General features: G+C 52.5%; 16 protein-coding genes and 1 pseudogene. 16 read left to right on the top strand and 1 reads right to left on the bottom strand.

Annotated elements, in window-relative coordinates; genetic code table 11:
• The 16 genes and pseudogenes from uvrA to HOLDEFILI_RS00740 form a co-directional block, all read left to right on the top strand.
• Positions 1-1,743: pseudogene (uvrA, locus tag HOLDEFILI_RS19075) on the top strand (excinuclease ABC subunit UvrA); the annotation flags it as partial.
• Between the two features lie 4 nt (positions 1,744-1,747).
• Positions 1,748-2,719 (top strand): HPr(Ser) kinase/phosphatase, encoded by a 972-nt coding sequence (gene hprK, locus HOLDEFILI_RS00810; protein ID WP_006057407.1) that lies wholly within the window; start codon positions 1,748-1,750, stop codon positions 2,717-2,719.
• Between the two features lie 6 nt (positions 2,720-2,725).
• Complete coding sequence (gene lgt / locus HOLDEFILI_RS00805) at positions 2,726-4,180, top strand: prolipoprotein diacylglyceryl transferase (RefSeq protein ID WP_006057406.1); 1,455 nt, start codon at positions 2,726-2,728, stop codon at positions 4,178-4,180.
• Positions 4,159-5,076 carry a thioredoxin-disulfide reductase gene (gene trxB / locus HOLDEFILI_RS00800; RefSeq protein WP_006057405.1) on the top strand — a complete coding sequence of 306 codons (918 nt, stop codon included), beginning with the start codon at positions 4,159-4,161 and terminating at the stop codon, positions 5,074-5,076. The genes lgt and trxB overlap by 22 nt, the downstream gene beginning before the upstream one ends.
• Positions 5,077-5,183: 107 nt before the next feature.
• A complete protein-coding gene (locus HOLDEFILI_RS00795) occupies positions 5,184-5,570 on the top strand; it encodes an OsmC family protein (RefSeq protein WP_006057404.1) in 387 nt (128 codons plus the stop codon).
• Positions 5,571-5,672: 102 nt separating this feature from the next.
• Positions 5,673-6,581, top strand: a complete 909-nt coding sequence (gene pfkB / locus HOLDEFILI_RS00790) for a 1-phosphofructokinase (RefSeq protein ID WP_039863568.1) — start codon at positions 5,673-5,675, stop codon at positions 6,579-6,581.
• A 325-nt stretch (positions 6,582-6,906) separates the two neighbouring features.
• Complete coding sequence (gene rapZ, locus HOLDEFILI_RS00785) at positions 6,907-7,770, top strand: RNase adapter RapZ (RefSeq protein WP_006057402.1); 864 nt, start codon at positions 6,907-6,909, stop codon at positions 7,768-7,770.
• Positions 7,760-8,731: a gluconeogenesis factor YvcK family protein gene (locus HOLDEFILI_RS00780; protein WP_006057401.1), complete on the top strand. Its 972-nt coding sequence runs from the start codon at positions 7,760-7,762 to the stop codon at positions 8,729-8,731. The genes rapZ and HOLDEFILI_RS00780 overlap by 11 nt, the downstream gene beginning before the upstream one ends.
• A gap of 2 nt (positions 8,732-8,733) precedes the next feature.
• Entirely contained in the window at positions 8,734-9,693 is a 960-nt protein-coding gene (whiA, locus tag HOLDEFILI_RS00775; protein WP_006057400.1) for a DNA-binding protein WhiA, read from the top strand.
• Positions 9,694-9,746: 53 nt separating this feature from the next.
• Positions 9,747-10,262, top strand: coding sequence for a hypothetical protein (locus tag HOLDEFILI_RS00770; protein ID WP_039863566.1), 516 nt, complete (start codon positions 9,747-9,749; stop codon positions 10,260-10,262).
• 97 nt (positions 10,263-10,359) lie between these two features.
• Complete coding sequence (locus tag HOLDEFILI_RS00765) at positions 10,360-10,662, top strand: HMG-box domain-containing protein (protein ID WP_039863564.1); 303 nt, start codon at positions 10,360-10,362, stop codon at positions 10,660-10,662.
• Entirely contained in the window at positions 10,631-11,545 is a 915-nt protein-coding gene (locus tag HOLDEFILI_RS00760; RefSeq protein WP_006057397.1) for a DUF2156 domain-containing protein, read from the top strand. The genes HOLDEFILI_RS00765 and HOLDEFILI_RS00760 overlap by 32 nt, the downstream gene beginning before the upstream one ends.
• Positions 11,542-12,456, top strand: a complete 915-nt coding sequence (locus HOLDEFILI_RS00755) for a GNAT family N-acetyltransferase (protein WP_006057396.1) — start codon at positions 11,542-11,544, stop codon at positions 12,454-12,456. The genes HOLDEFILI_RS00760 and HOLDEFILI_RS00755 overlap by 4 nt, the downstream gene beginning before the upstream one ends.
• Before the next feature lie 167 nt (positions 12,457-12,623).
• Positions 12,624-12,851 carry a hypothetical protein gene (locus HOLDEFILI_RS00750; protein ID WP_006057395.1) on the top strand — a complete coding sequence of 76 codons (228 nt, stop codon included), beginning with the start codon at positions 12,624-12,626 and terminating at the stop codon, positions 12,849-12,851.
• A gap of 278 nt (positions 12,852-13,129) precedes the next feature.
• Entirely contained in the window at positions 13,130-13,933 is an 804-nt protein-coding gene (locus HOLDEFILI_RS00745) for a helix-turn-helix domain-containing protein (protein ID WP_006057394.1), read from the top strand.
• A 71-nt stretch (positions 13,934-14,004) separates the two neighbouring features.
• Positions 14,005-16,227, top strand: coding sequence for an FAD-dependent oxidoreductase (locus HOLDEFILI_RS00740; protein WP_006057393.1), 2,223 nt, complete (start codon positions 14,005-14,007; stop codon positions 16,225-16,227).
• A gap of 390 nt (positions 16,228-16,617) precedes the next feature.
• Here the strand turns inward: HOLDEFILI_RS00740 and HOLDEFILI_RS00735 are convergent, their stop codons facing one another.
• Positions 16,618-21,270, bottom strand: a complete 4,653-nt coding sequence (locus tag HOLDEFILI_RS00735; protein WP_006057392.1) for a diguanylate cyclase domain-containing protein — start codon at positions 21,268-21,270, stop codon at positions 16,618-16,620.
• Positions 21,271-21,440 lie beyond the last annotated feature (170 nt).

Genomic DNA, 21,440 nt, shown 5'->3' with positions numbered 1-21,440 from the left:
TCCCGTTCCGGCAACCGCTTCAGCCGCAACGATTACATTGAAGGCGTCAAGACGTTGATCGAGCGGCGTTTTGTCGAAACAACCTCGACGATGTCGCGCGAATGGTATGCTTCGTTTATGGCGGAGTCGCCGTGTCCGAAGTGCGGCGGTAAGCGGCTGAACGAGATGGCGCTGAGCGTGCGCGTGGGGGGCAAGAACATCTATGAATGGACGACGATGTCGGTCATTCAGGCGCTGGACTTTATGAAAAATCTGCAGCTCGATCCGATGCGGGCGGAGATCGCAAGATTGGTAATTAAAGAAATTGTCAGCCGGCTGACATTCTTAAAGGACGTGGGTCTGGAATATCTGACGCTGGACCGGCTGGCGGGCCGTTGTCCGGCGGCGAGGCGCAGCGGATCCGGCTGGCGACGCAGATCGGCTCGCAGCTGACCGGTGTGCTGTACGTGCTGGACGAGCCGTCGATCGGGCTGCATCAGCGCGATAACGCGAGACTGATCAAGACCTTGAAGAATATGCGCGATCTGGGCAACTCGCTGATCGTCGTCGAGCATGACGAGGAAACGATGATGGAATCTGACTGGATCGTCGATATCGGGCCAGGCGCAGGCGTGCATGGAGGCGAAGTGATCGCCAGCGGAACGCCGCAGGAAGTCATGCAATGTGAAAACTCGATTACCGGTCAATATCTCAGCGGCCGCAAAAAGATCGACGTTCCGACTAAGCGCCGCAAAGGCAACGGTTTGTTTCTGGAAATCAAGGGCGCGCAGGAGAACAACCTGAAGAATGTGAACGTCAAGTTCCCGTTAGGCACCCTGACCGTCGTCACCGGCGTCAGCGGCAGCGGCAAATCCTCGCTGGTCAATGAAATCCTGTGCAAAGCTGTGCAGCATTCGCTCGGCCGCACGCGCATCAAGCCGGGCAAGCACAAAGCGATCCTGGGCTTGGAAAACATCGACAAGGTGATTGAGATTTCGCAGGATCCGATCGGCCGCACCCCGCGTTCCAACCCGGTCACTTACACCGGGGTGTTCGACGATATCCGCGATCTGTTCACTCAGACGCCGGAAGCGAAGCTGCGCGGCTATGACAAGGGGCGCTTCTCCTTCAATGTCCGCGGCGGCCGCTGCGAAGCGTGTCAGGGTGACGGCGTAAAGCGGATTTCGATGCACTTTCTGCCGGACGTCTACGTACCATGCGAGGAATGTCATGGCAAGCGCTACAACGAGGAAACACTGCAGGTCACCTATAAAGGGAAGAACATCTACGACGTGCTGGAGATGACGGTGGAGGAAGCGATCGAGTTTCTTCTCCTCCATCCATCGCATTAAATCCAAGCTTCAGACGTTGCATGACGTAGGCCTGGATTACGTCAAGCTGGGGCAGCCGGCGACGACGTTGTCCGGCGGCGAAGCGCAGCGTGTCAAGCTGGCGAGCGAACTGCAGCGCAAGGCGACGGGCAAGACCGTCTTCATCCTGGATGAACCGACGACCGGCCTGCATACCCATGACGTTAAAAAATTACTTGCGGTCTTACAGCGAATCGTCGATAATGGAGATACGGTCATTGTCATCGAGCACAATCTCGATGTGATTAAATGCGCCGACTACATCATTGATATTGGCCCGGAAGGCGGCGACCAGGGCGGCACGATCATCGCCAAGGGCACGCCGGAACAGATCGTCAAGGTGGAAAAGAGCTATACCGGCCAATATCTGAAATCCATGCTTGAGAAAGGATGAGGCTATGGAATACGAAGGCAAGGTCATGATCAGCGAGCTGCAAAGTTATTTCAAATTTGAACAGCTCTCTGGCAATGAGGAATCATTAAACCGATGGGTGATCGTTCCGGATGTCAATCGTCCGGGCTTAGAGCTGGCGGGCTTCTACAAGCATACCGAGCCGCGCCGGATCGTCATCATCGGCGATAAAGAACAAGCGTATATCGACACGCTCTCCGTGGAAATCCAGCGAGAGCGTTTTGAGCAGCTGACCGACGGGTATACTCCGACGATCATTCTCACCCATCACCGCGAATGTCCGCCGGTGCTGCTGGAAGTCGCGGGATATAAGAATTTCCCGATTTTCCGCACAGCGATGACGACCTCCCGGCTGATGGTCGATCTGATCAGCTTCCTGGACGAGCGTCTGGCGCCGTCTGACAGTATTCACGGCGTCTTGATCAGCGTCTATGGCAAGGGCGTGCTGATCTGCGGCGAAAGCGGCATGGGCAAGAGTGAAACCGCGCTGGAACTGATCCGCAAGGGCCACATTCTCGTCGCGGACGACCGCGTCGACGTGGTCCGCGTCCACAACAGCATCATCGGTCATTCCCCGGAGCTGCTTCAGGGAATGCTGGAAATCCGCGGCATCGGCATCATCGACGTCGCCAAGATGTTCGGTGCGAGCGCGTTATTGCCTTCGGCTCCGATCGACCTGGTCGTGTCGTTGGAAAAGTTTGATTCCAGCGCCGAATACGCGCGGGTGGGAATTGAAACGGAACAGTTCATGCACATTCTGGAGGTCGACGTGCCGAAGATCGTGCTGCCGGTCAAAGAAGGCCGGACAATCGCGGTCCTGATCGAATCAGCGGTCACGAATTTCCGCCTGAAAGAAATGGGCTTCGACAGCGCGAAAGCGTTTGAAAACCGGGTGTACGACTACATCGAGCGGCAGAACGCTGCCAATGCGGCCGCGCCGGAAACAGAAAAGGAGTAATCAACAATGCAGTTTTTTCCTGATCCGCAGACTTTTATCGCTATCGGAAGTCTGTCAATTAAATGGTACGCAGTGATCATCCTCTGCGGAGCGATCCTGGCGTATTCTTTCTGCGTCAAGGAAATCAAAAAGATGGGGTACAAAGTTGAAACCGCGGAGGATCTGTTCCTCGGCTGTCTGATCTGCGGCCTGATTGGCGCGCGGCTGTGGTACTGCGCGTTCTATAACCTGGAATATTATCTGGCCAATCCAATCCATATTCTCTATACGTTTGAGGGCGGTCTGGCAATCCAGGGCGGCTTGTTCGGCGGGGTGCTGTTCGGCCTGTGGTACGCCCGCAAGCATAAGATCAATTTCATGCGGATGGCCGACGCGATCGTGCCGAATGTGCTGCTGGCGCAGGGCATCGGCCGCTGGGGCAATTTCATCAACCAGGAGGCGTTCGGCCGCACGGTCAGCGAATCCTTCTACCGGTTCTTCCCGGAATGGTTTAAAAACCAGATGTTTATCCAGGGTGCTTACCGCGAACCGACATTTTTCTATGAAAGCGTCGGCGATATCCTGGGCTTCATTCTGATTGTCTTTGTCTATAAGAAATATTCCAAACCGAAGCGCGGCGATATGGTCTACGCGTATCTGCTTTGGTATGGGGCGGTGCGGATCGTCGTTGAGGGTCTGCGTACAGACAGTCTGATGTTCGGCCGGCTGCGGATGGCGCAGGTGATTTCGGTCGTCTTTATCGTCGTCGGGCTGCTGGGGATGCTCGGCGTCTTCCGCAAGGTCATGAAAAATCCGAAGCCGGTGATTCTGTTCGATCTGGATGGAACGCTGCTGAACACAGAACCGGCGATCTTAAAGAGCTACCGCGAACTGTTTAAAAAGTACAGAACGGAAGAAGAATTCACCCGCGATAAACAGCTGGCGGTGCTGGGCCCTTCGCTGCAGACGATGTTTGCGCAATATTTCCCGGAGCAGGACGCCGAGCAGCTGGTCAAAGAATACCGCGAGCACAACCGCGCCGCGCACGCCGATCTGGTCAAGCCGATGGACGGAGCGGTCGAGCTGCTGGAAAGTTTGAAGGCGCAGGGCTATAAGCTGGGCATTGTGTCCACGAAGGTTAAGGAAATGGTCCTGCTGGGGCTGACGCTGAATCACATGGATCATTATTTCGACGTGATCGTCGGTCAGGACGATGTGAAGAACGGCAAGCCGGATCCCGAAGGCATTCTGACGGCCTGCCGGCTGGTCAACGAAGGGCACGACAGCGTGATCTATGTCGGTGACAGTCCGATGGACATCCAGGCTGCGCGCAACGCAGGCGTCTTCTCCGTCGGCTATCTGTTCAATCTGGAACGCCGGGAACAGCTGGAAAAGGAGAAGCCGAACCGGATCATTGACGATTTGCGGCAGGTGGAAGCGCTGGTGAAGGAGGATCTTGCATGGACTTACAATATGATGTAATCATTATCGGCGCGGGTCCGGCCGGCATGACCGCGGCGGTGTATGCCAGCCGTGCAGGTCTGAAAACGGCGATGTTAGAAAAAGCGGCGCCCGGCGGCAAGATGATCAAAACCTTTGAAATTCAGAACTGGCCGGGAATCAAGGAGATCAACGGCGCGGATCTGGCGTATCAGATGTTCGAGCATTCCACGCATTTCGGCGCGGAATATCTCTATGGCGACGTCGAGAAAATCATCGACGGTCCGATCAAGCAGGTGGTCTGCGCGGACGGTCAGATCTATACGGCTCCGGCGGTGATCATCGCCACGGGAACGCGCGAGCGGCTGTTGGGCATTCCGAATGAGAAAGAGCTGACGGGCAAGGGTGTATCGTATTGCGCGGTGTGCGACGGCAGTTTCTTCCGCGACCAGCCGGTGACGGTCATCGGCGGCGGCAATTCCGCGCTCGAGGAATCGTTATATCTGACGCAGTTTGCCAGCGAGGTTCACATCGTGATCCGCCGGGATGTCTTCCGTGCGGAGCCGATCATCCAGCAGGCAATCGAACAGAATCCGAAAATCGACATCATCCGCAGCCATGTTCCGGTTGAAATTCTGGAACAGGAGGGGAAAGTCGGCGGCATCGTCTTGAAAAACGTTCATGACGGTCAGCGGATGAAGCTGGAAACCAAAGCGGTATTCCCGTACATCGGCGCGGATCCGTGCACGGAATTTGCCCAGGATCTGGGGATTCTGGACGAGCGCGGTTATATTTTGGTCAACAACAATATGGAAACCGCCCGGGCCGGTATTTACGGCGTCGGCGATGTGACGGCCAAGACGCTGCGGCAGGTGGTTACCGCGGCCAACGACGGCGCGATCGCTGCGCAGCAGGCTTTCCATCAGATTAAGGAGTAAGCGCATCGGCGTGATCGTCAAAGCGTAGAGTAGGAAGGACAGCGCGGGAAAACCTGAAATGGAATTCCGGCAAATTCAAGCAAAAGAAAAAAGGAGGAACGAAAAAGATGGCATCAAGAACAATTCGATTTGAGAACGGCTTCAACGGCGAGCTGCTGCTGGACGAGGGCAGCGTCAAGATCGGCCGCACACCGGGCGGGGCAGCGCCTTATGATATGCTTTACGGCGCGCTGGCGTCCTGCTTGTACGCGACGTTCTTAGGCATTCTGGAAAAGAAACGGATTGAAATTGAAGGCACAGAAATTGTGGTCGAAGGCGAGAAGCGCACGGAAGTGCCGACGACGCTGAAGACGGTGCATCTGACCGTAACGATTCGCGGAACAGATAAGGAAGACGCGGTCCGGAAATCCTTTGATCTGGCGACGAAATACTGCTCTGTCTACCAGACGATCAGTCATGTGGCGGAAATGAGCTACGAGCTGCATTTCGCTTAAAGCGCATCCATGAACCTGAACCTTATCCGGCTCAGGTTTTTTTCAAGGATCGGCGCTTCTCTAATAAGAAACAGGAGAGCGCACGAAGAAAAGAGGGAAATCATGATCTATACTGTCACCTTAAACCCGGCATTGGATTATTACTGCACTGTGGAAACGTTAAATTTGGGGGAAACGAACCGCTGTATTACCGAGAGTCTGATCGGCGGAGGCAAGGGCATCAATGTGTCACTCATGTTGGCGCAGCTGGGCGTACCGACCACGGCGCTGGGCTTTGCGGCCGGATTTACCGGCGAGGAATTGATCCGCCAGCTTCAGGACCAGTCCGTCAATGCGGATTTTATCCGTTGTGCGCAAGGACAAACGCGGATTAACGTCAAAATCAATTCGGGAGTGGAAACTGAGATCAACGGCCGCGGACCGGAGGTCAGTGCAGCGGAAAGAGAAGCGCTGTTAGACAGGATTCGCCGGATCCAGCCGGGGGATACGTTGGTGCTGTCCGGAAATGTACCGCCGACATTACCGGAATCAATTTACGAACAGATTTTAGCTGAGCTGCCAGCGTCGTCGATCCGCGTCGTCGTGGATGCCGAGGGCGCACTGCTGCGGGATACGCTGCGGTTTCATCCATTTCTGATCAAACCCAATCTTGCGGAGCTGCGCCAGCTCGTTGCCAATCCTCAAGCGCCTGTTTCGGATCAGATTCAGGAGCTGAGGCGGCAGGGGGCGGGGCATATCCTCGTGTCGATGGGGGCGGAAGGTTCAGTTCTCTTTACAGCGGAGGGTGGCGTTTATCGGCAGCATCCGCTGCCGGGGCAGACCGTCAGCACCGTTGGAGCTGGCGATTCCATGGTCGCGGGCTTTCTGGCTTCGCTTGAAAATTCTGCCTGCACGCTGGAAGACAGTCTGCGCTGGGCGGCCGCCTGCGGTACCGCAACGGCGTTCAGCCGCGGAATCGCCCGGAGAGAACAGGTCGAAGCCTTGCTGGATCAGATTCGGATCGAAGGTTAAACATAATTTTGGAAAGATAAAAAAATTCTTCCATGGCGACAGTCGGGTTTGAGATTCTTCATATTTATAATGAGTGGTTACAGATTAAACCTATATCGTGAATGCCTTTGTTCATGAAAAAGTTTCGCAGGTTAAAACAGAACTGTCGAATTTCAGGCTGTTCTTTTCGAAGCTTTAAAACGATGAACTTCATTCATTAAAAATCTTTTTTTCAATAAACTATACAGAAGGAAGAACTCTTCTCCAATAAAAATCGGTGTGTTCACGATTGTGAACCGCCAGGGGCTGTGGTAAAATACAGCTAACAAAACAAGAGGTGATCGAGATGAAGAAAAAACGTGTAATCCTGGTCAGCGGGATGTCCGGCGCGGGTAAAACCAGCGCGACCAGCGTTTTAGAAGATATGGGATATCACTGTATCGACCAGTTTCCCGTTCAGCTGTTAAGCCTGTTGGTGGATTTAATTGAAAGCAGCACGGATCCCCGTTATTCCTATCTGGCGCTGGCGACGTCAGCCAAGGATTTCCCGGAGTTCCTCAATGCCTTTGAAGGCGAGGATATGGATGTGCGCGTGCTGTTTCTGGACGCGTCCAACGAAGTGCTTCTGCACCGCTACAAATCGACGCGGCGCACGCATCCGCTGCTGATCTCCAACGTCTGCAACACACTGGAGGAAGCAATCAGCGTTGAGCGTCAGATGTTTCAGAATTACAAGGACACCGCGTTTCTCTCCGTCGACACCACCTTCTTAAAAGCTTCAGAACTGAAACAGAAAATCGAGAAATATTTCTCGCTGAGCAGCGCGCCGGTTTTTTCAATCAGCTTTATCTCGTTTGGCTATAAGCATGGCGTGCCGCTGGACGCCGATCTGATGATCGACGTGCGCTTTCTCCCCAATCCCTATTGGGAAGTTGAACTGCGTCCCTATTCCGGCGACGATCCGCAGGTCTACCATTACGTCATGGACAAACCGGAAACCAAGGAATTCATCAAACGGCTGCTGGAATTCCTCGATTACGCGTTTACCGAATATGTCAAGGAAGGCAAAAATCACTTCACCGTAGCGATTGGCTGTACCGGCGGCCAGCACCGCTCCGTTTCGATCACGAATTTCCTGTATGATCACTATAAGATCCAATATAACTGTTATAAAGAACACCGCGATAAGCGGGATTTGGATGAACAATAACCCGCTGAAGGTCGTCGTTATCGGCGGCGGGCATGGCCAGTCGGTCATCCTGCGCGGCATCAAATTCATTCAGGATATTCAAATTTCGGCGATCGTCACTGTGGCGGACGACGGCGGCAGCACCGGACGGCTGCGGCGTCAGTTCCATATCCCCGCGATGGGCGATATCCGCGCGGTGCTGATTGCGCTGGCGGAGTCGGAAACACTGCTTAAAAATCTGATGGAGTACCGCTTTGAAGGCGATCCGGATCCCGATCAGGAGGATCAGGGCGTTATGGGCCACAACCTCGGCAATCTGATTCTGACCGCCCTGACGCAGAGCTGCGGCAGTTTTCTGGAAAGCATCGGAATTCTCTCCAAGATTCTCAACGTGCGCGGCGATATCATTCCCGCCACCACCCAGGTGATCACGCTGTTTGCGCGGATGGCCGACGGAACGATCGTGCGCGGGGAATCCAACATTCCCAATATGAACAACCGGATCGACACGGTGTTTTATCAGGAAACCGTCAAGGCTTCCGAGAAGGCGGTTCGGGCGATCCGCGAAGCGGATGTCATCATTTATGGCATCGGCAGCATCTTTACCAGCATCCTGCCGAACCTGATCATTCCGGAGATTGCCGAAGCGATTCGGCAGTCGGACGCTTACGGCGTATATTTGTGCAACGCCATGAGTCAGCCGGGGGAAACCGATGATTTCACGATGGAGGATCATGTCGACGCACTGATCCGCCACGGTGCGAAGATTAATGAGGTGCTGGTCGCCCAGGACCCGATTCCGGACGCAATCTTAACCCGGTATGCGAAAGAAGGCGGAAGACCGGTCAGGATCGTCCAGGAGGAACATGCCTATCAGGTCACGCCGGTGCCGCTGCTGGATTTCAGTGACGATTTAGTCCGCCATGACGCCGATAAGATCCGGCATTGCATGCAGCAGCTGTTAGCGAAAATAAAGGAGTAAGTATGTCGTTTACCACTGAAGTTAAATCCGAAATCGCTCAGAATGAGCTGAAACCCTGCTGCCAGAAAGCGGAACTTTCCGCGTTGGTGCAGCTGTGTTCGTCGTTAACGATCAACGCCCAGGGCATGTCGTTAATGATCAAGACGGAAAACGCGGCGACGGCGAAACGAATTCTGAAGCTGCTGAAAGAAAATTACGCCGTGGAAACCGATCTGTCGGTCATCAAGAAGATGAATCTGAAAAAGAACAACATTTACCGGCTGCAGGTGCTGAACAAGACGACTGAGATTCTCAACGATCTGGGCCTGTTCACCGATCATGGGCTGCAGAACCATCCGACCCGCAAGCTCGTTCAGAAAGAATGCTGCGCCCGGGCCTATCTGGCGGGGGCGTTCATGGCCATGGGGTCAGTCAATTCCCCGCAGAAGACCAATTACCATCTCGAAATTGTAACCAACGACGAAGCTCACGCGCTGTTCATTCAGAAGCTGATGCATAAATTTGATCTGCCGGCCAAGGTGATCGCCCGCCGCACGGCGTTCGTCGTGTATCTGAAAGCGGCCGATAAGATTGCCGATTTTCTGCGCTGTGCCGGCGCGTATGAAGCGTTGATGAAGTTTGAGGATATCCGTATCCACCGCGATTTCCGCAACAACCTGACGCGGCTGGACAACTGCGAGGTTGCCAACGAAATGAAAAGCCAGGCGGCAGCTAAGAAGCAGCTGGAGGATATCGCCCGGATCGAGAAAGCTGGCCGGCTGCGGTTTCTTGACGAGAAGCTGAAGGCTGTGGCTCAGTTGCGCGTGCAGTTCCCGGAGGCCAGTCTGAACGAGCTGAGCGCGGAATATGAAAAGCAGACCGGGGTCGCGATGTCCAAATCCGGCATGAAGCACCGCTTCGGCAAGCTTCATGAGATCGCTGAGCAGCTTCCCCCAATTTCGGAAATCCCGGACGAAGCCTGAAGAATCCGCATAAAAAAGCCAGGGTGTTCCATACTTCTAAGGAGGTGAGGACATTGGCTTTTTTTCTTTTATTGATCCAGCTGACCGGTTTATCCTGGAATTTAACGTATACCGCGGAGGAATGGAACTGCGATCAGGGGCAGATCACCGTTGTGCTCCACGAACAATCACTGCCGGTTTCCCTGTTTGATGTCGAACTGACGGACGCCGGGAAAACCCGGGCTTGCGAAATTGTGAGTCAGGCGGAAACGCTGACGTTTGAAATCGACGATCATGTCGCCCAGACCTCGCCGCTGCCGGTATGGCTGTTTGCGGATGGAGAACTGGTGCAGCGCTTATTGATTGAGGAAGGGCTGGCTTCGGTATCGATCTCCAACCCGGAATACACCTATGCCGCCCAGCTGCAGGCCGCCCAGTCGCAGCCGGTGATCGCCCGCGGCAGCGTCAGTTCAGTCACGGAGTACAGCCGCCGGCGGGGCGAGGTGGGGCTGGCCATCCTCTGTTTTATGACCTCCGGTTTTCTGGTCTTGTGGATTCTGGCTTCCTGTCATACCCGGCGAAGAAGCTGAAGAAATTCTTAAATTTGATGTTAGAGTTGCAAAACTTTTCTCTTTTGCGGTCAATTAGGATATAATGAAACCGGTGATAAACATGAGATTCTTAACGATGATTTTTACAATCCTGCTGATCATTGCCTTTCTCAGCATGGCCTGGCCGTTTATTCTGGCAATGCTGGTGATCATGGCGGTCTTGGGGATCTTCGGCATGTTCAAAATCAAGAAGATGACCAAAACAATGAACGACCAGTGGTCGTCGATGGATCAGAATCAGGATTCAGTTTGGATTGACGAACAAACTCAGGACAGCCCGTTTGAACAGCGGGTAGCTCAGCCTGAGGTTTTTGAAGCGGAATATACTGAAAGAAGGACGGATGAGGATGGACGCCAGTCAGATACAAAGGGACTTTGATCCCGTTACCGTAGATGATTACCCGCTGATCCAGCGCTATTTATCGCTGGCACAGTATGAAGAAAGCAATCACAACTTAGTCAACATGATTCTGTGGATCGATTCCTATCCGCTGTTTAAGTGCCAGAATGAAAACTGGCTGCTTCTTTTGGGCGTGCACGAAGGCACGTTGTTTATTTACATGCCGCTATGCCGTCCGGAATATTTCAAGGAAGCGATTCTGGCGGCAAAGGCGATCTTTGAGCGCTATCGGCTGCCGTTTGTGCTGAGCTGTTTTACAAAGGAAGCGGCGCAGTGGTTTGCGGATACGTTTCCCAACACTTGTCTGGAGGAAAACCGCGACAGCGCGGATTATGTTTACCTGTGCGAGAAGCTGAAAACCTTCGCGGGCAAGAAGCTGCAGAAGAAGCGCAATCATCTCAACGCGTTCTATAAAGAGTATGCGGGACGCTGGGAATATGAGACGTTCAACGCGGACAACGTGAAGGAATGCGAAGCGTTTCTGCGGCAGTGGCATGCCGAGGATCCGGATGAATTTCTGCAGGCGGAACGGCGCGGCGTTTTCCGGATTCTGGAATTATTCGGGCAGATTCCTTACCGCGGCGGTCTGATCCGCATCGACGGGGAAGTGAAGGCCTTTGCGATCGGCTCCTGGTTAAGCGCGCGGATGTGCCAGGAAAACATTGAAAAAGCCGACGACGAGATTCGGGGATTATACCAGGCGATCATGAAGGAATGGCTGACGCATGAGTTTGATGAAGCCGAGTATGTCAACCGGGAGGACGATATGGGCCATGAGAACATCCGCCAGGCTAAGCTGGCGTATCATCCGGAGTTTTTGATCGAGAAGTATCGGCTATGCGGAAAGGAGAATCAGCTATGATCAGCAAGGCGCTGCCGCAGGAAAAAAAGATTGTGTACGGCATCTGGAAGCAGGTGTTTGCCGGCGACGACGGCGGTTATACAGATTATTTCTTCCGCACGCTGTACAAGCCGGAGAATACGCTGGTGCTGAAAGAGTCGGGAAATATCGTATCGACGCTGATGCGGATTCCGCATTCCATCATGTTAGCCGGCCATATTTTAGAGACATCGATGATTTTAGGCGTGGCGACGATTCCGTCTTACCGCAAGCGGGGCTGCATGCATGAGCTGATGAACGACGTGCTGGACGAGGTAGAGCACAGGGAACTGGTGACTTTGATCCAGGCATACAATCCGTCGATGTATACGCAGTTTGGCTTCGAGATGGTCTATTACCGCCGGCGGTATACGGTTCATCGCTCTCAGATTCCGCTTTGCAGCAACGAGGGTTTAACCTATAAGGTGCAGTCGCAGGATCTGCTCGATGTGTATACGGCGTATGTGCGGCGCTTCGATGGTTTCTATCTGCGGACGAAAGAGGACTTCGATCATCTGCAGGAGGAGTGCAATGCCGAGGGCGGCAAGCTGATCGCCTACTATGATCAAAACAAACAGATTCAGGGCTACGCGTCATTATATCAGACCGCGCAGGGCATCGAGGTGCGGGAGTGTATTTATCTCAACAGTGTCGCGTTGTTTAAATTGTTGAACCTGGCGCTGCAGCTGAAACCGGAGATTATCCTGCATACCACGCAGGACGAGCATCTGGAAAAGATCATCAAGGACGTCACATGGCAGGACTATGGCTTCACGATGGCGCGGATTAATGATTACGATCTGTTCAACCGGCTGTACGGGAGCGCGGTGACTTCGCCGAAGGAAGCGTTCGCGCTGAGCGGCAAGCCGTTGTTTATGCACGAATACGCATAAAAGAGAATGAAGTACCAAGCTTTAATGACAAGGGTTATCTAGCTGTTCTGTCAGGACAGGAAGCAGTCTGCCGAAAAGAATTATGTTGCGCATGCTGGTGATCTAGTACTTGAAAAGTCTTGTGGCCAGAGATCGTAATCAGAAAGAAGCGAAGGAGGATCCTGCCGATGATTATGGTATTGATCATTGCGTTTTGTTTCTGGTTTGGCGGATATGCTTTTAAAAATCCTGAGAAAGTCTGGGAGTACCAACATTTCCTCACGGTTAAAGATGGAACACCGACTCTATTTTCCATCTATTTTATCAAAGCTTGCGGTATTTTATTGATCATGACTGCCATCGGCATGTTACTTCCTTTTATTGAAGTGATATTGGATAAAACAATATTCAAATAATATTTTTAAAAATCATTATAAGAAGCAGACAATGTAAAAACAAAGGCATTAGGTTAAGCCATCGAGACAGCTTAACGTAGTGCCTTTATTTTAGTTTCCAGAATTTTCAGGTATTCTTCTATATTTCGATCTTGGACTTCACCCACCCGTGAAGTAAAACTGGAATCCTCTCAGAGTGCAACGTCGGGTGATTCTATGGTAAGATAGAAACGATAATCGTAAAATTAATAAAGAAAGCAGGTGAACGGCGGTGCTCTCGGGGGAGGAACTGCGGAAATATGGTCACAAGTAAAAAGTTTTGCGCTATTTCAGGGATTACCCTGGAAACGCTGCGGCATTATATTGACCTCGAGCTTTTAAAGCCAGCGAAGGTGCTAGCGAACGGCTACCGGGAATTTTCCATTGATAATGCAGTTGAGGTCTTCTATCTAAGACATGAACGGGGGCTGGGGGCGAGTCTGAATCAATTCCATCCCGAAAATGAAGCAGAAAGTCTGGCGGATCAGGATGCACGGTATCAGGATAATTTGGTTCAGCTGCAAAAACAAAAAGCATTGCTGGAACGACAGATCGAACGTAATCTTTATTACCGCAGTTTAATTCAGCGCGCAATCCATCAGAAGGAACAGCTTTTGTATTTAAACGTGGAACAACTGTTTAGTCTGAGCTTCCTGGAGTTTTCCCCTGCCAATCTGGACCGTCAGGGCGTCCTGGAAACGATTGAAACCTGGATGCAGTTTCCCGAGCTGCTGCACCTGGCCTTCCGGATTGATCCCGAGCAGCTGACATCAGATTCTGATATCGTGGAGCCACGTGTCGGATTAGGCATCCGAACCGATTTTGCCAAGCAAAACGGACTTTCGTATGCGGAAGCTGAGACCAGCTGCGGCAGCGGAAAAATGGCGATGATTGTTTCGCGCAGTGAAAGTTTAACGCAAATCCCAAGGACGGCATTGGCCTCTTTGCTGGAATGCACCGATCAGCCTATTCGTAAAGAACTGGTCGGTCGGTTGATCACGCGCGTTCAGGAAGACGGCAAACTCTGGTATTATTTCAGCTGCAGCCTGGATTTAGGATCTTGACCCCGTGGTAACCACGGGGTTTATAGTAAGTACAGGTTGATTGTGAAAGAATCAACGAGGGAGGAAGAAAGATGAAGAGACTAGGGCTTGTTTTAGTTTCTCTTTTCATGGTTCTTTCCTGCGTTGCCTGCGGGCAAACCAAGGAAGAAACCAAGAAATCAGAACTCAAATTCACGCCGGGAAGCTATACAGCTTCAGCACAGGGCTACAACGGGGAAGTTTCAATTGAAGCGACCTTCTCAGAAACTGCGATTACTGACATTCAGGTCAAAGAACAGAAGGAAACGGCGCATGTCGGCGATGTCGCTTATCCTATTTTGATTGAGGATATCCTGGCAGCTAACGGCACAGGGGTTGATGTTGTCAGCGGGGCGACCTTTACGAGCATCGGTTTGAAAAACGCAGTCAACGCGGCAGCGGAAGCGGCGAGCGCTTCGGATCTGGATGCGTTTAAGAAAAATACCGTAGAACATACGGCGCAGGAAGAAATCACAGGAACCTGGGATGTCGTCATCGTCGGAGCCGGCGGAGCGGGCATGATGGCCGCGGCTCAGGCTGCTCAAAATGGCGATACCGTTCTGGTTCTTGAAAAGAATGCGGAAATGGGCGGCAATACGTTAGTTTCCGGCGGTGCTTACCAGTCGACCTTTGACGCTGTTGTCTGGGATCCAGCCAATCCGGATGCGACAACCGGCGAATACAACGGCGAAACCTACGAAAAAGTTAAAAATGACGCGGGACGGATTGACACGCTGAAAACGATTCTGAATTGGTCGGAAGAACCGTTTGACGGAACGATCGACGACGAACATCCGTTTGTCGCGGGCGATATTGCGCTGAACGCGGTACGCGGTGTTCATGAAGAATACCTGCCGACGCTGAAGGCGTTGAAAGAAGAAATCCAGGCGTATCTGGATTGGGCACAGCCGCAGTTAGACGCGGGCGTCCATGAAACAAAGCTGACGCTGTTCTCTACGATCAATCTGCATATCTTCCAGACATATTATGGCGGCTTGCGTCCAAACCGTGAGAATACGGAATGGATTTACGGCGATGAAAAGCTGGTTCGCCAGTTTGTCGAAGGCGGCCAGGAAATTAAGGACTGGCTGGAAGCTCAGGGAGCTTCGATCGATCAAAGCCGTGCTTTCACCTTAATCGGATGCTTGTGGCAGCGTGAAAACGCCGTTAACGGCGGCACGGTTGACGGTGAGTTCTATGATGGCAAATGGGGAGCTTATTTCGCTGTTCCGGCCAACACGGTCTTGAAGGCGAACGAAGCCAATAAAATTATGACCCGCACGACGGCGAACGAACTGATTACGGATGAATCCGGACGGGTTACCGGCGTGAAGGCGACACAGTTTGACGGTACTCCGGTTACGGTCATGGCCAACAAGGGTGTCATCCTGGCGACCGGTGGTTATGGCGCAAATATTGAGATGGTTCAGAAAACAAATGACTACTGGAAAGATGAATATATTGCCAACAATATCGGCACAACCAATCGTTCCAGCCTGAAGGGTGACGGTACGACGATGGGTCAGGCTGTCGGTGCGGCGACGATCGGCGAAGGCTGGACACAGATGATGCCGTTAGGCTGGGTTGACAACGGAAATCTGGCTGGCGGCGCGGGCGAGAACGTCATTTACGTCAATCCGGAAACCGGTAAGCGGTATGTCGATGAATCCGCAGAACGCGACGTTCTGTCGGAAGGCGGTTTCGAAAATGGTATGAGCGAAGCGAAAGCGAAGGAGCTGGGCTTGAAATATGTTCCGGGAATCTACGTTGAAATTTCCAATGTGGGAACGACTGCGGGCACGGGCGGATTCAACAATGTGCCTGAAGATGTGGAAGGCCGGATGATTTTCAGAACGGTTGAAGAAACTGCGAAATTGATTGGCTGCGACGCGGAGACACTGCGGCAGACGATTGTGGATTACGATAACTATGTCATGGGCGTTGCCGATACGCTGGACGTGGAGAAGCTTTCGTACCGCGGAACTGTCGGCCAGGTTGAAATGGATGATGACGGCAATTATCTGCCGGATACGTACAATCTGGATATGATCCGGGTACGTTTCATGGCGCCTTCGACGCATCACACGATGGGCGGTCTGTTGGTGGATACCGAACGCCGTGTCCTGAATGAGAGCGGCGAAGCGATCAAGGGTCTGTATGCGGCTGGCGAAGTCACCGGCGGCTTCCATTCAGGAAATCGTCTGGGCGGCAACGCGATCACCGAGATCATCGTTTCCGGACGCATTGCCGGAAACAGCGCTTCCAACGAGAAATAAACAAATTTAAACCAACATGGCGAATCCTCTGAACAGGGGACTCGCCTTTTTTAGAAAGAAAATGTAAGTCTTGGAAAGATGTGCTATATGGAATGTGGGGACTAGCTGTCGGGAAAAGATTTGCTTAATTTCAGATCAATTTTCAGAGCATGACTGCGCATACTTGAATTATGGATAAGAATCTTCGCTTAAGATTGCATTAAAAGAAGGACGTACAAGTTTTTGGGGCTACCAGCAATGTTCTTCATTGGTCAATCCGGAGTTTATGAACTTGAAAATCGCATAACGAAAAAAGAGAACGCTCCGCATGGTCAATCGGACGTTCTCTTTCTTTCTGATTTTTATGGGCGTGAGGAAGCTTGTTTTTCCGCCCCTCTCTGGAAATTTAAGTTATTCCCCATTCTTATTGAACAACGTGCGGAAATCCCCTACCGGCATCGGCTTGCCGAACAAGTAGCCCTGGCCTAATCCACACTGCAACTGGCGGAGCATATCCCGCTGCGCTTCGGTTTCCACCCCTTCGGCGATGACACTGACGCCCAGCTGACGGCACATGGAAATAATGCTTGCGACGATAATCTGATTCTGCGGGGAAGCGACCAGCTCCTGAATCAAACTGCGGTCCAGCTTTAACACATCAAAATCCGCGACCGTCAGCATGCTTAAATTGGTATATTTGGTCCCGAAATCATCCAGGGAAATCCGCAGATGAAGCCGTTTCAGCGACTGAATGACCGTGCGCAGCGTTTCCTTTTCAATTTCGCCGACCGTTTCGGTGATTTCAATTTCGATCAGGGACGGATCGAAGTCGTAATGCGAAAGAATTTTTTCCACTTCCAGCGCCATATTTTCTTCCAGCAAGGTGAGCCGTGAAAAATTCAGAGACAGGACTACCGCATCCCGGCTCTGCTGCTGACGGCGCTGCTGCATCCGGCAAACTTCGTCAAGAACAAATAAGTCGATGATCCGGATCAAATGCTCATTTTCCAGGACGGGGACAAAGCGCGCCGGCGGAATAACGCCCAGCTGCGGATGCAGATAGCGGATCAAGGCCTCCCCGCCCAGAATCCGTCCGCTTTCCAAATCTGCTTTCGGCTGGATATAAACGGTAAACCGGTTTTCCTTGAGTGCCTCCATGACCTGCTGATAGGTTTCCGGCCGGTAATGCTTGGACAAATTGTAAGTCGTTTTGTAATAATTCTGCTTGGCGATATACATTAACTGGTCGGCATGATTCATCAAGGCGTTGATGTCCGGTTCATCCCCGCTCCAGCTGCTGCCCATCGACACGCCGTTGACGATGATCGTAAACGCGTTTTTCAGCCGGGCCAGCCGCTGTTGAAATTCCGCGTAGGAAATCTCTTCGTAAACGGCGATGAATTCATCGCCGCCTAAACGGAATAACTGATCCGGCCGGGCATGCAGATTCAGGATACGTGCCAGTTCGATCAAGACCTGATCGCCATAGTGATGACCATACAACTCGTTAAGCTGCTTCAAGCCGTTGACATCGCACACCAGCACGCCGGCCTGCGAGAGCGGATGCTGTTGCCATTTCTGGAGCTGCTCGACATACCGGTTGCGGTTGCCCAGTCCGGTCAGCGGGTCATGATAGCTCATAAACCGCAGCTGCTCCACCGCCTGATATTTGAGCAATTCACTGACTAAGAAAGCCGCCAGCGATTCGACAAAGCTTAAGTCCTGTCCCTGCGCTGACGGGTTGACAATCGCGCAGCAGCCGATGATCGTTTCCTGGGAAAGCAGCGGCACCACGAGCAGCGACCGCACGCCCAGCCGCAGAAAGGCCCGCACCAGTTCGGCATTCTGACTCTTTAACAGGTCGATATCCATTAAAACATACGCGTCATGCGTATGGAAATAGGCATACCCCGGCTCCAGCAGAACTTCCGCCAGGCCGTTCCAGGCTTCTTTGAAGGAAGTCTGCTTAACGGATGTCCATTCGTAAACGGAGTTGGTTTCCTCCAAAAAACTAAGCAGAACCCGATTAGCCGCATAGTAGCGGCCGATCCCTTCCAGACTCTCCTCAATCGCCTGACTGACAGAATCGGCGTCTACGATCTGGCGTACATTACGAAGCAGGGCGTTGCCGCGCTCCAGCTGTATCGACAGTTCCTTGCTCAGATGATTATGTTCCGCGATATCCATCGCAAATTCCATCCGCGCGGTCCGGCCCTGCCACTGGATCAGCTTATCCTTAACGATAAAATCACGGTTCATCAGCTCGTTGGTATGCTCCCAGACATAATATTCGTTGAATTTTAATTTATCGTTTGTGCAGAACGGACATGGCGAATCGCGCCCTTGCAGCACCTTATAACACTTTTTGCCGATATAGTCGTCGATGATGTTGAGATCTTCTTTGATCGTCCGGTTGATGAATAATAATTCGTAGGTTTTCGGATCGCTGACATAGATAACGTCGTTCAATTCCTCAAGCAGCTGGGAGGTCAGATGTTCCTCCATTTCCGGCGCCGCGATGACCGGCATTTCCGTTCGCAGCTCGTCAATTTCAGTACTGTTGACCGTCCAGCTTTCCTGTTTCATCGACGGCAGGTAAAACTGGACCTGATTCTTACCCTGACGTTTGGATTGATAGAGCGCAATATCCGCATTTTGATAAAGTTGATAGAAATAAGTTCCATCCTTGGCGAAGAAGGAAACACCAATGCTGCAGGAAACGCCGTCAGCGAACAACGTCGTCAGCTTCTGACACAGCTGTTCCGCTTTGTCGCGGACAATCTGTTCCGTCTTGCAATTCTTCATTAAAATTGCGAATTCATCGCCGCCGATCCGGCCTAAAACGTCGTTTTCGCGGAAAACCTCGCGGATCTGCCGGGCAATCCGGGACAGGACCTGATCGCCGTAAAGATGGCCGAAGGTGTCGTTAATTTTTTTAAATTCATCAATATCCAAAACTAATAACGCGTGCAGCGCCTGCGGATCGTTTTCCAGAACTGACTGGATCTGGGCTTCAGTGGAGCCTTTGTTCAACAGGCCGGTCAGCGAATCCCGCTGGGATTGATATTGCAGAATCAGCTCATGTTTCTTTTCCTTATCGATATCGCGGATGAAAAATAATACCTTCAGATGCTGCGTCGCCGGATCCTGAATGATATGCGCGGTCGTCTCCACCCACACCATCTGACGTTTCTGCGATAAACGCCGGTATTGCAGAGGAATCTCCCGGCGTTCCTGATTGTATGCCGCTTTCAAGGCTTCCCGGCTGAACGTCTGAAGGAAAGCCCGGCGGTCGTCAGGATGGATCTGTTGGCGGGCAACGTTTCGCTGAAATTGATCGTAAGGCGTCCGCGTCGCTTCGTCGATCAGAAAGCTCCAGTCACCGCTGATTTTTTCCACAAGATTGTCGCACAGATTGATTTCAATCATCAGGCAAGCCCCGGCTGCGATAGCTTTGCGGTACTGCTGCTCCTTGGCATAGGCCAGCTCCGCGTCTTTCTGCAGCGTGATATCTTCAATGATGCCGACGGCCTGCCGGGCATGGCCGAATTCGTCGGCCAGCGTGACCAACGTTAATTGCGACCAGTGAACGATCCCGTCATGATTGCGGTTTTTAATAATGCAGCTGACGCGTTCTTCTCCCTGGCGCAGCCGGTGAATCATGGTGAGAAACGATTCGCCGAAGGGGGAAAGAATCAGCCCGTGATCGATAAAATATTCCGGGTTGACAGCCTCGGCCGGGAAGTCATAGCGGGCGCAGGCTTGCGGTGTTCCAAGAATTTGATTGGTTTTAAAATAATAGTCGAACAGGACGCAGCCGACCTGATCAAGCGCTTTTGTCATGCGCTGCTCGTTCATCGCAATGTCCATTTCCCGCTGTTTGCCCTCAGTGATATCCAGCACGACACAGTTAAGGGTCTGAACGCTGCCGGTCAGCGCGAAGGAAGCGAAAACCAGCAGGTACAGAAGTCCGGAATCCGTCTGAATCCGCAGCTGATATTGTAAACCGGGGAATCCGGCGGTAAAGGCCTCTTTGATCTGTTTTAGCACGGAAGCCTGGTCGTCAGGGTGGATCATCCGGCCCAGCTCGTTTTGATAACGCTGCCGGATTTCCTCGTCTGTGGTGTGCAGCAGCTGATAAAACCGGCGGTTGCCATAAAGCAGCGTCTGCGCGTCGTCGAGCTGGATCAGGCAGATCCCGCCGGGCAGATTGTCCGTCAGCATCGTCATTTCTTCGCTGCGGCGGCGCAGCTGGTCCAATTGGGCTTCAAGTTCCGCCTGGCTTTCTTTTACGGCCTGGATATCGGCGAAATAAAGCAGAACCGCGACCCGGCCCCGATCGGTCAGAAAGCGGAAGCCCTGGCATTGCCGCCACAGGGGTGTCCGATCCTTGCGCACAAACCGCAGCGGAATCTGGAATTCGTTGCCCAGCTGAAACGCGGCCTGACATTGAGCCTTAATAGTTCCGACGTCGTTGGGCATCAAGATCAGATCCAGCTGATTGCGGCAGTGCCCATAAAATTCTTCATAGGTAAAGCCAAGCTGGGCGAGCAGGGAAGAACTGATATAAAACAACGGCATGTTGGTTTCCAGGTAGACCCCGGCCATTTCCGCCATCATCTCCGGTTCCGCCAGAGTGAACGGCCTTGGATGCGCGGTAAAAAGCTGCGGGGCGAAGGCCAGCGAGACAGGAAGATTAAGATCCAGCCGGACATAGACAGGCTGGGATTGTTGCTCTTCTACCGTTGCCCGCAGCTGGATGCAGGCGGACTTTCGTTCGGGATAGTCCAGCTCAAATGCAGCGAACAGGGCGTATAAATGCGGTTGTTCGCGCAACACTTCCAGACTGATCCAGCGGATCTGCTTCGGCGGAAGTGTCTGCTTATAATACCGGCTTAACGATAAAAGCAGATCGTCGCGTCCGGCCATCATATCCGGGTAAAGCCCGCTGCAGATCAGTGCTTCGCTTAACGCTTCCTTCAACGCCGTCAAATCCCGGCGGATAAAGACAGCTTGCGCTAATTGTTCAAAAGCAGCGCGTAATTTGACTGTGTTTTTTTCCATGATCTATCTGCCCCATTTTCGATGTAACCCCATGCTTTACTATAACTTAATAATATAAGGATAGCATAACCCCAGGGTAAAAACCAGCGTGGGGTAAGCGGCCCGTCTATTTTCGGCGGCTGTTGATCAGAAAGCGGAGGATTGTCTGATTAGGCGGCGGAAGGCGCTGG

The sequence above is a fragment of the Holdemania filiformis DSM 12042 genome, assembly GCF_000157995.1.
Taxonomy (GTDB): domain Bacteria; phylum Bacillota_I; class Bacilli_A; order Erysipelotrichales; family Erysipelotrichaceae; genus Holdemania; species Holdemania filiformis.
The sequence above is the reverse complement of the archived record's forward strand: the minus strand, read 5'-3'. Positions and strand labels throughout refer to the sequence as shown.

What these genes read in the sequence shown, in the direction of transcription:
- hprK (WP_006057407.1), top strand. Translation starts at nt 1,748, where the DNA reads ATGGAATACGAAGGCAAGGTCATGATCAGCGAGCTGCAAAGTTATTTC.
- lgt (WP_006057406.1), top strand. Translation starts at nt 2,726, where the DNA reads ATGCAGTTTTTTCCTGATCCGCAGACTTTTATCGCTATCGGAAGTCTG.
- trxB (WP_006057405.1), top strand. Translation starts at nt 4,159, where the DNA reads ATGGACTTACAATATGATGTAATCATTATCGGCGCGGGTCCGGCCGGC.
- HOLDEFILI_RS00795 (WP_006057404.1), top strand. Translation starts at nt 5,184, where the DNA reads ATGGCATCAAGAACAATTCGATTTGAGAACGGCTTCAACGGCGAGCTG.
- pfkB (WP_039863568.1), top strand. Translation starts at nt 5,673, where the DNA reads ATGATCTATACTGTCACCTTAAACCCGGCATTGGATTATTACTGCACT.
- rapZ (WP_006057402.1), top strand. Translation starts at nt 6,907, where the DNA reads ATGAAGAAAAAACGTGTAATCCTGGTCAGCGGGATGTCCGGCGCGGGT.
- HOLDEFILI_RS00780 (WP_006057401.1), top strand. Translation starts at nt 7,760, where the DNA reads ATGAACAATAACCCGCTGAAGGTCGTCGTTATCGGCGGCGGGCATGGC.
- whiA (WP_006057400.1), top strand. Translation starts at nt 8,734, where the DNA reads ATGTCGTTTACCACTGAAGTTAAATCCGAAATCGCTCAGAATGAGCTG.
- HOLDEFILI_RS00765 (WP_039863564.1), top strand. Translation starts at nt 10,360, where the DNA reads ATGATTTTTACAATCCTGCTGATCATTGCCTTTCTCAGCATGGCCTGG.
- HOLDEFILI_RS00760 (WP_006057397.1), top strand. Translation starts at nt 10,631, where the DNA reads ATGGACGCCAGTCAGATACAAAGGGACTTTGATCCCGTTACCGTAGAT.
- HOLDEFILI_RS00755 (WP_006057396.1), top strand. Translation starts at nt 11,542, where the DNA reads ATGATCAGCAAGGCGCTGCCGCAGGAAAAAAAGATTGTGTACGGCATC.
- HOLDEFILI_RS00750 (WP_006057395.1), top strand. Translation starts at nt 12,624, where the DNA reads ATGATTATGGTATTGATCATTGCGTTTTGTTTCTGGTTTGGCGGATAT.
- HOLDEFILI_RS00745 (WP_006057394.1), top strand. Translation starts at nt 13,130, where the DNA reads ATGGTCACAAGTAAAAAGTTTTGCGCTATTTCAGGGATTACCCTGGAA.
- HOLDEFILI_RS00740 (WP_006057393.1), top strand. Translation starts at nt 14,005, where the DNA reads ATGAAGAGACTAGGGCTTGTTTTAGTTTCTCTTTTCATGGTTCTTTCC.
- HOLDEFILI_RS00735 (WP_006057392.1), bottom strand. Translation starts at nt 21,270, where the DNA reads ATGGAAAAAAACACAGTCAAATTACGCGCTGCTTTTGAACAATTAGCG.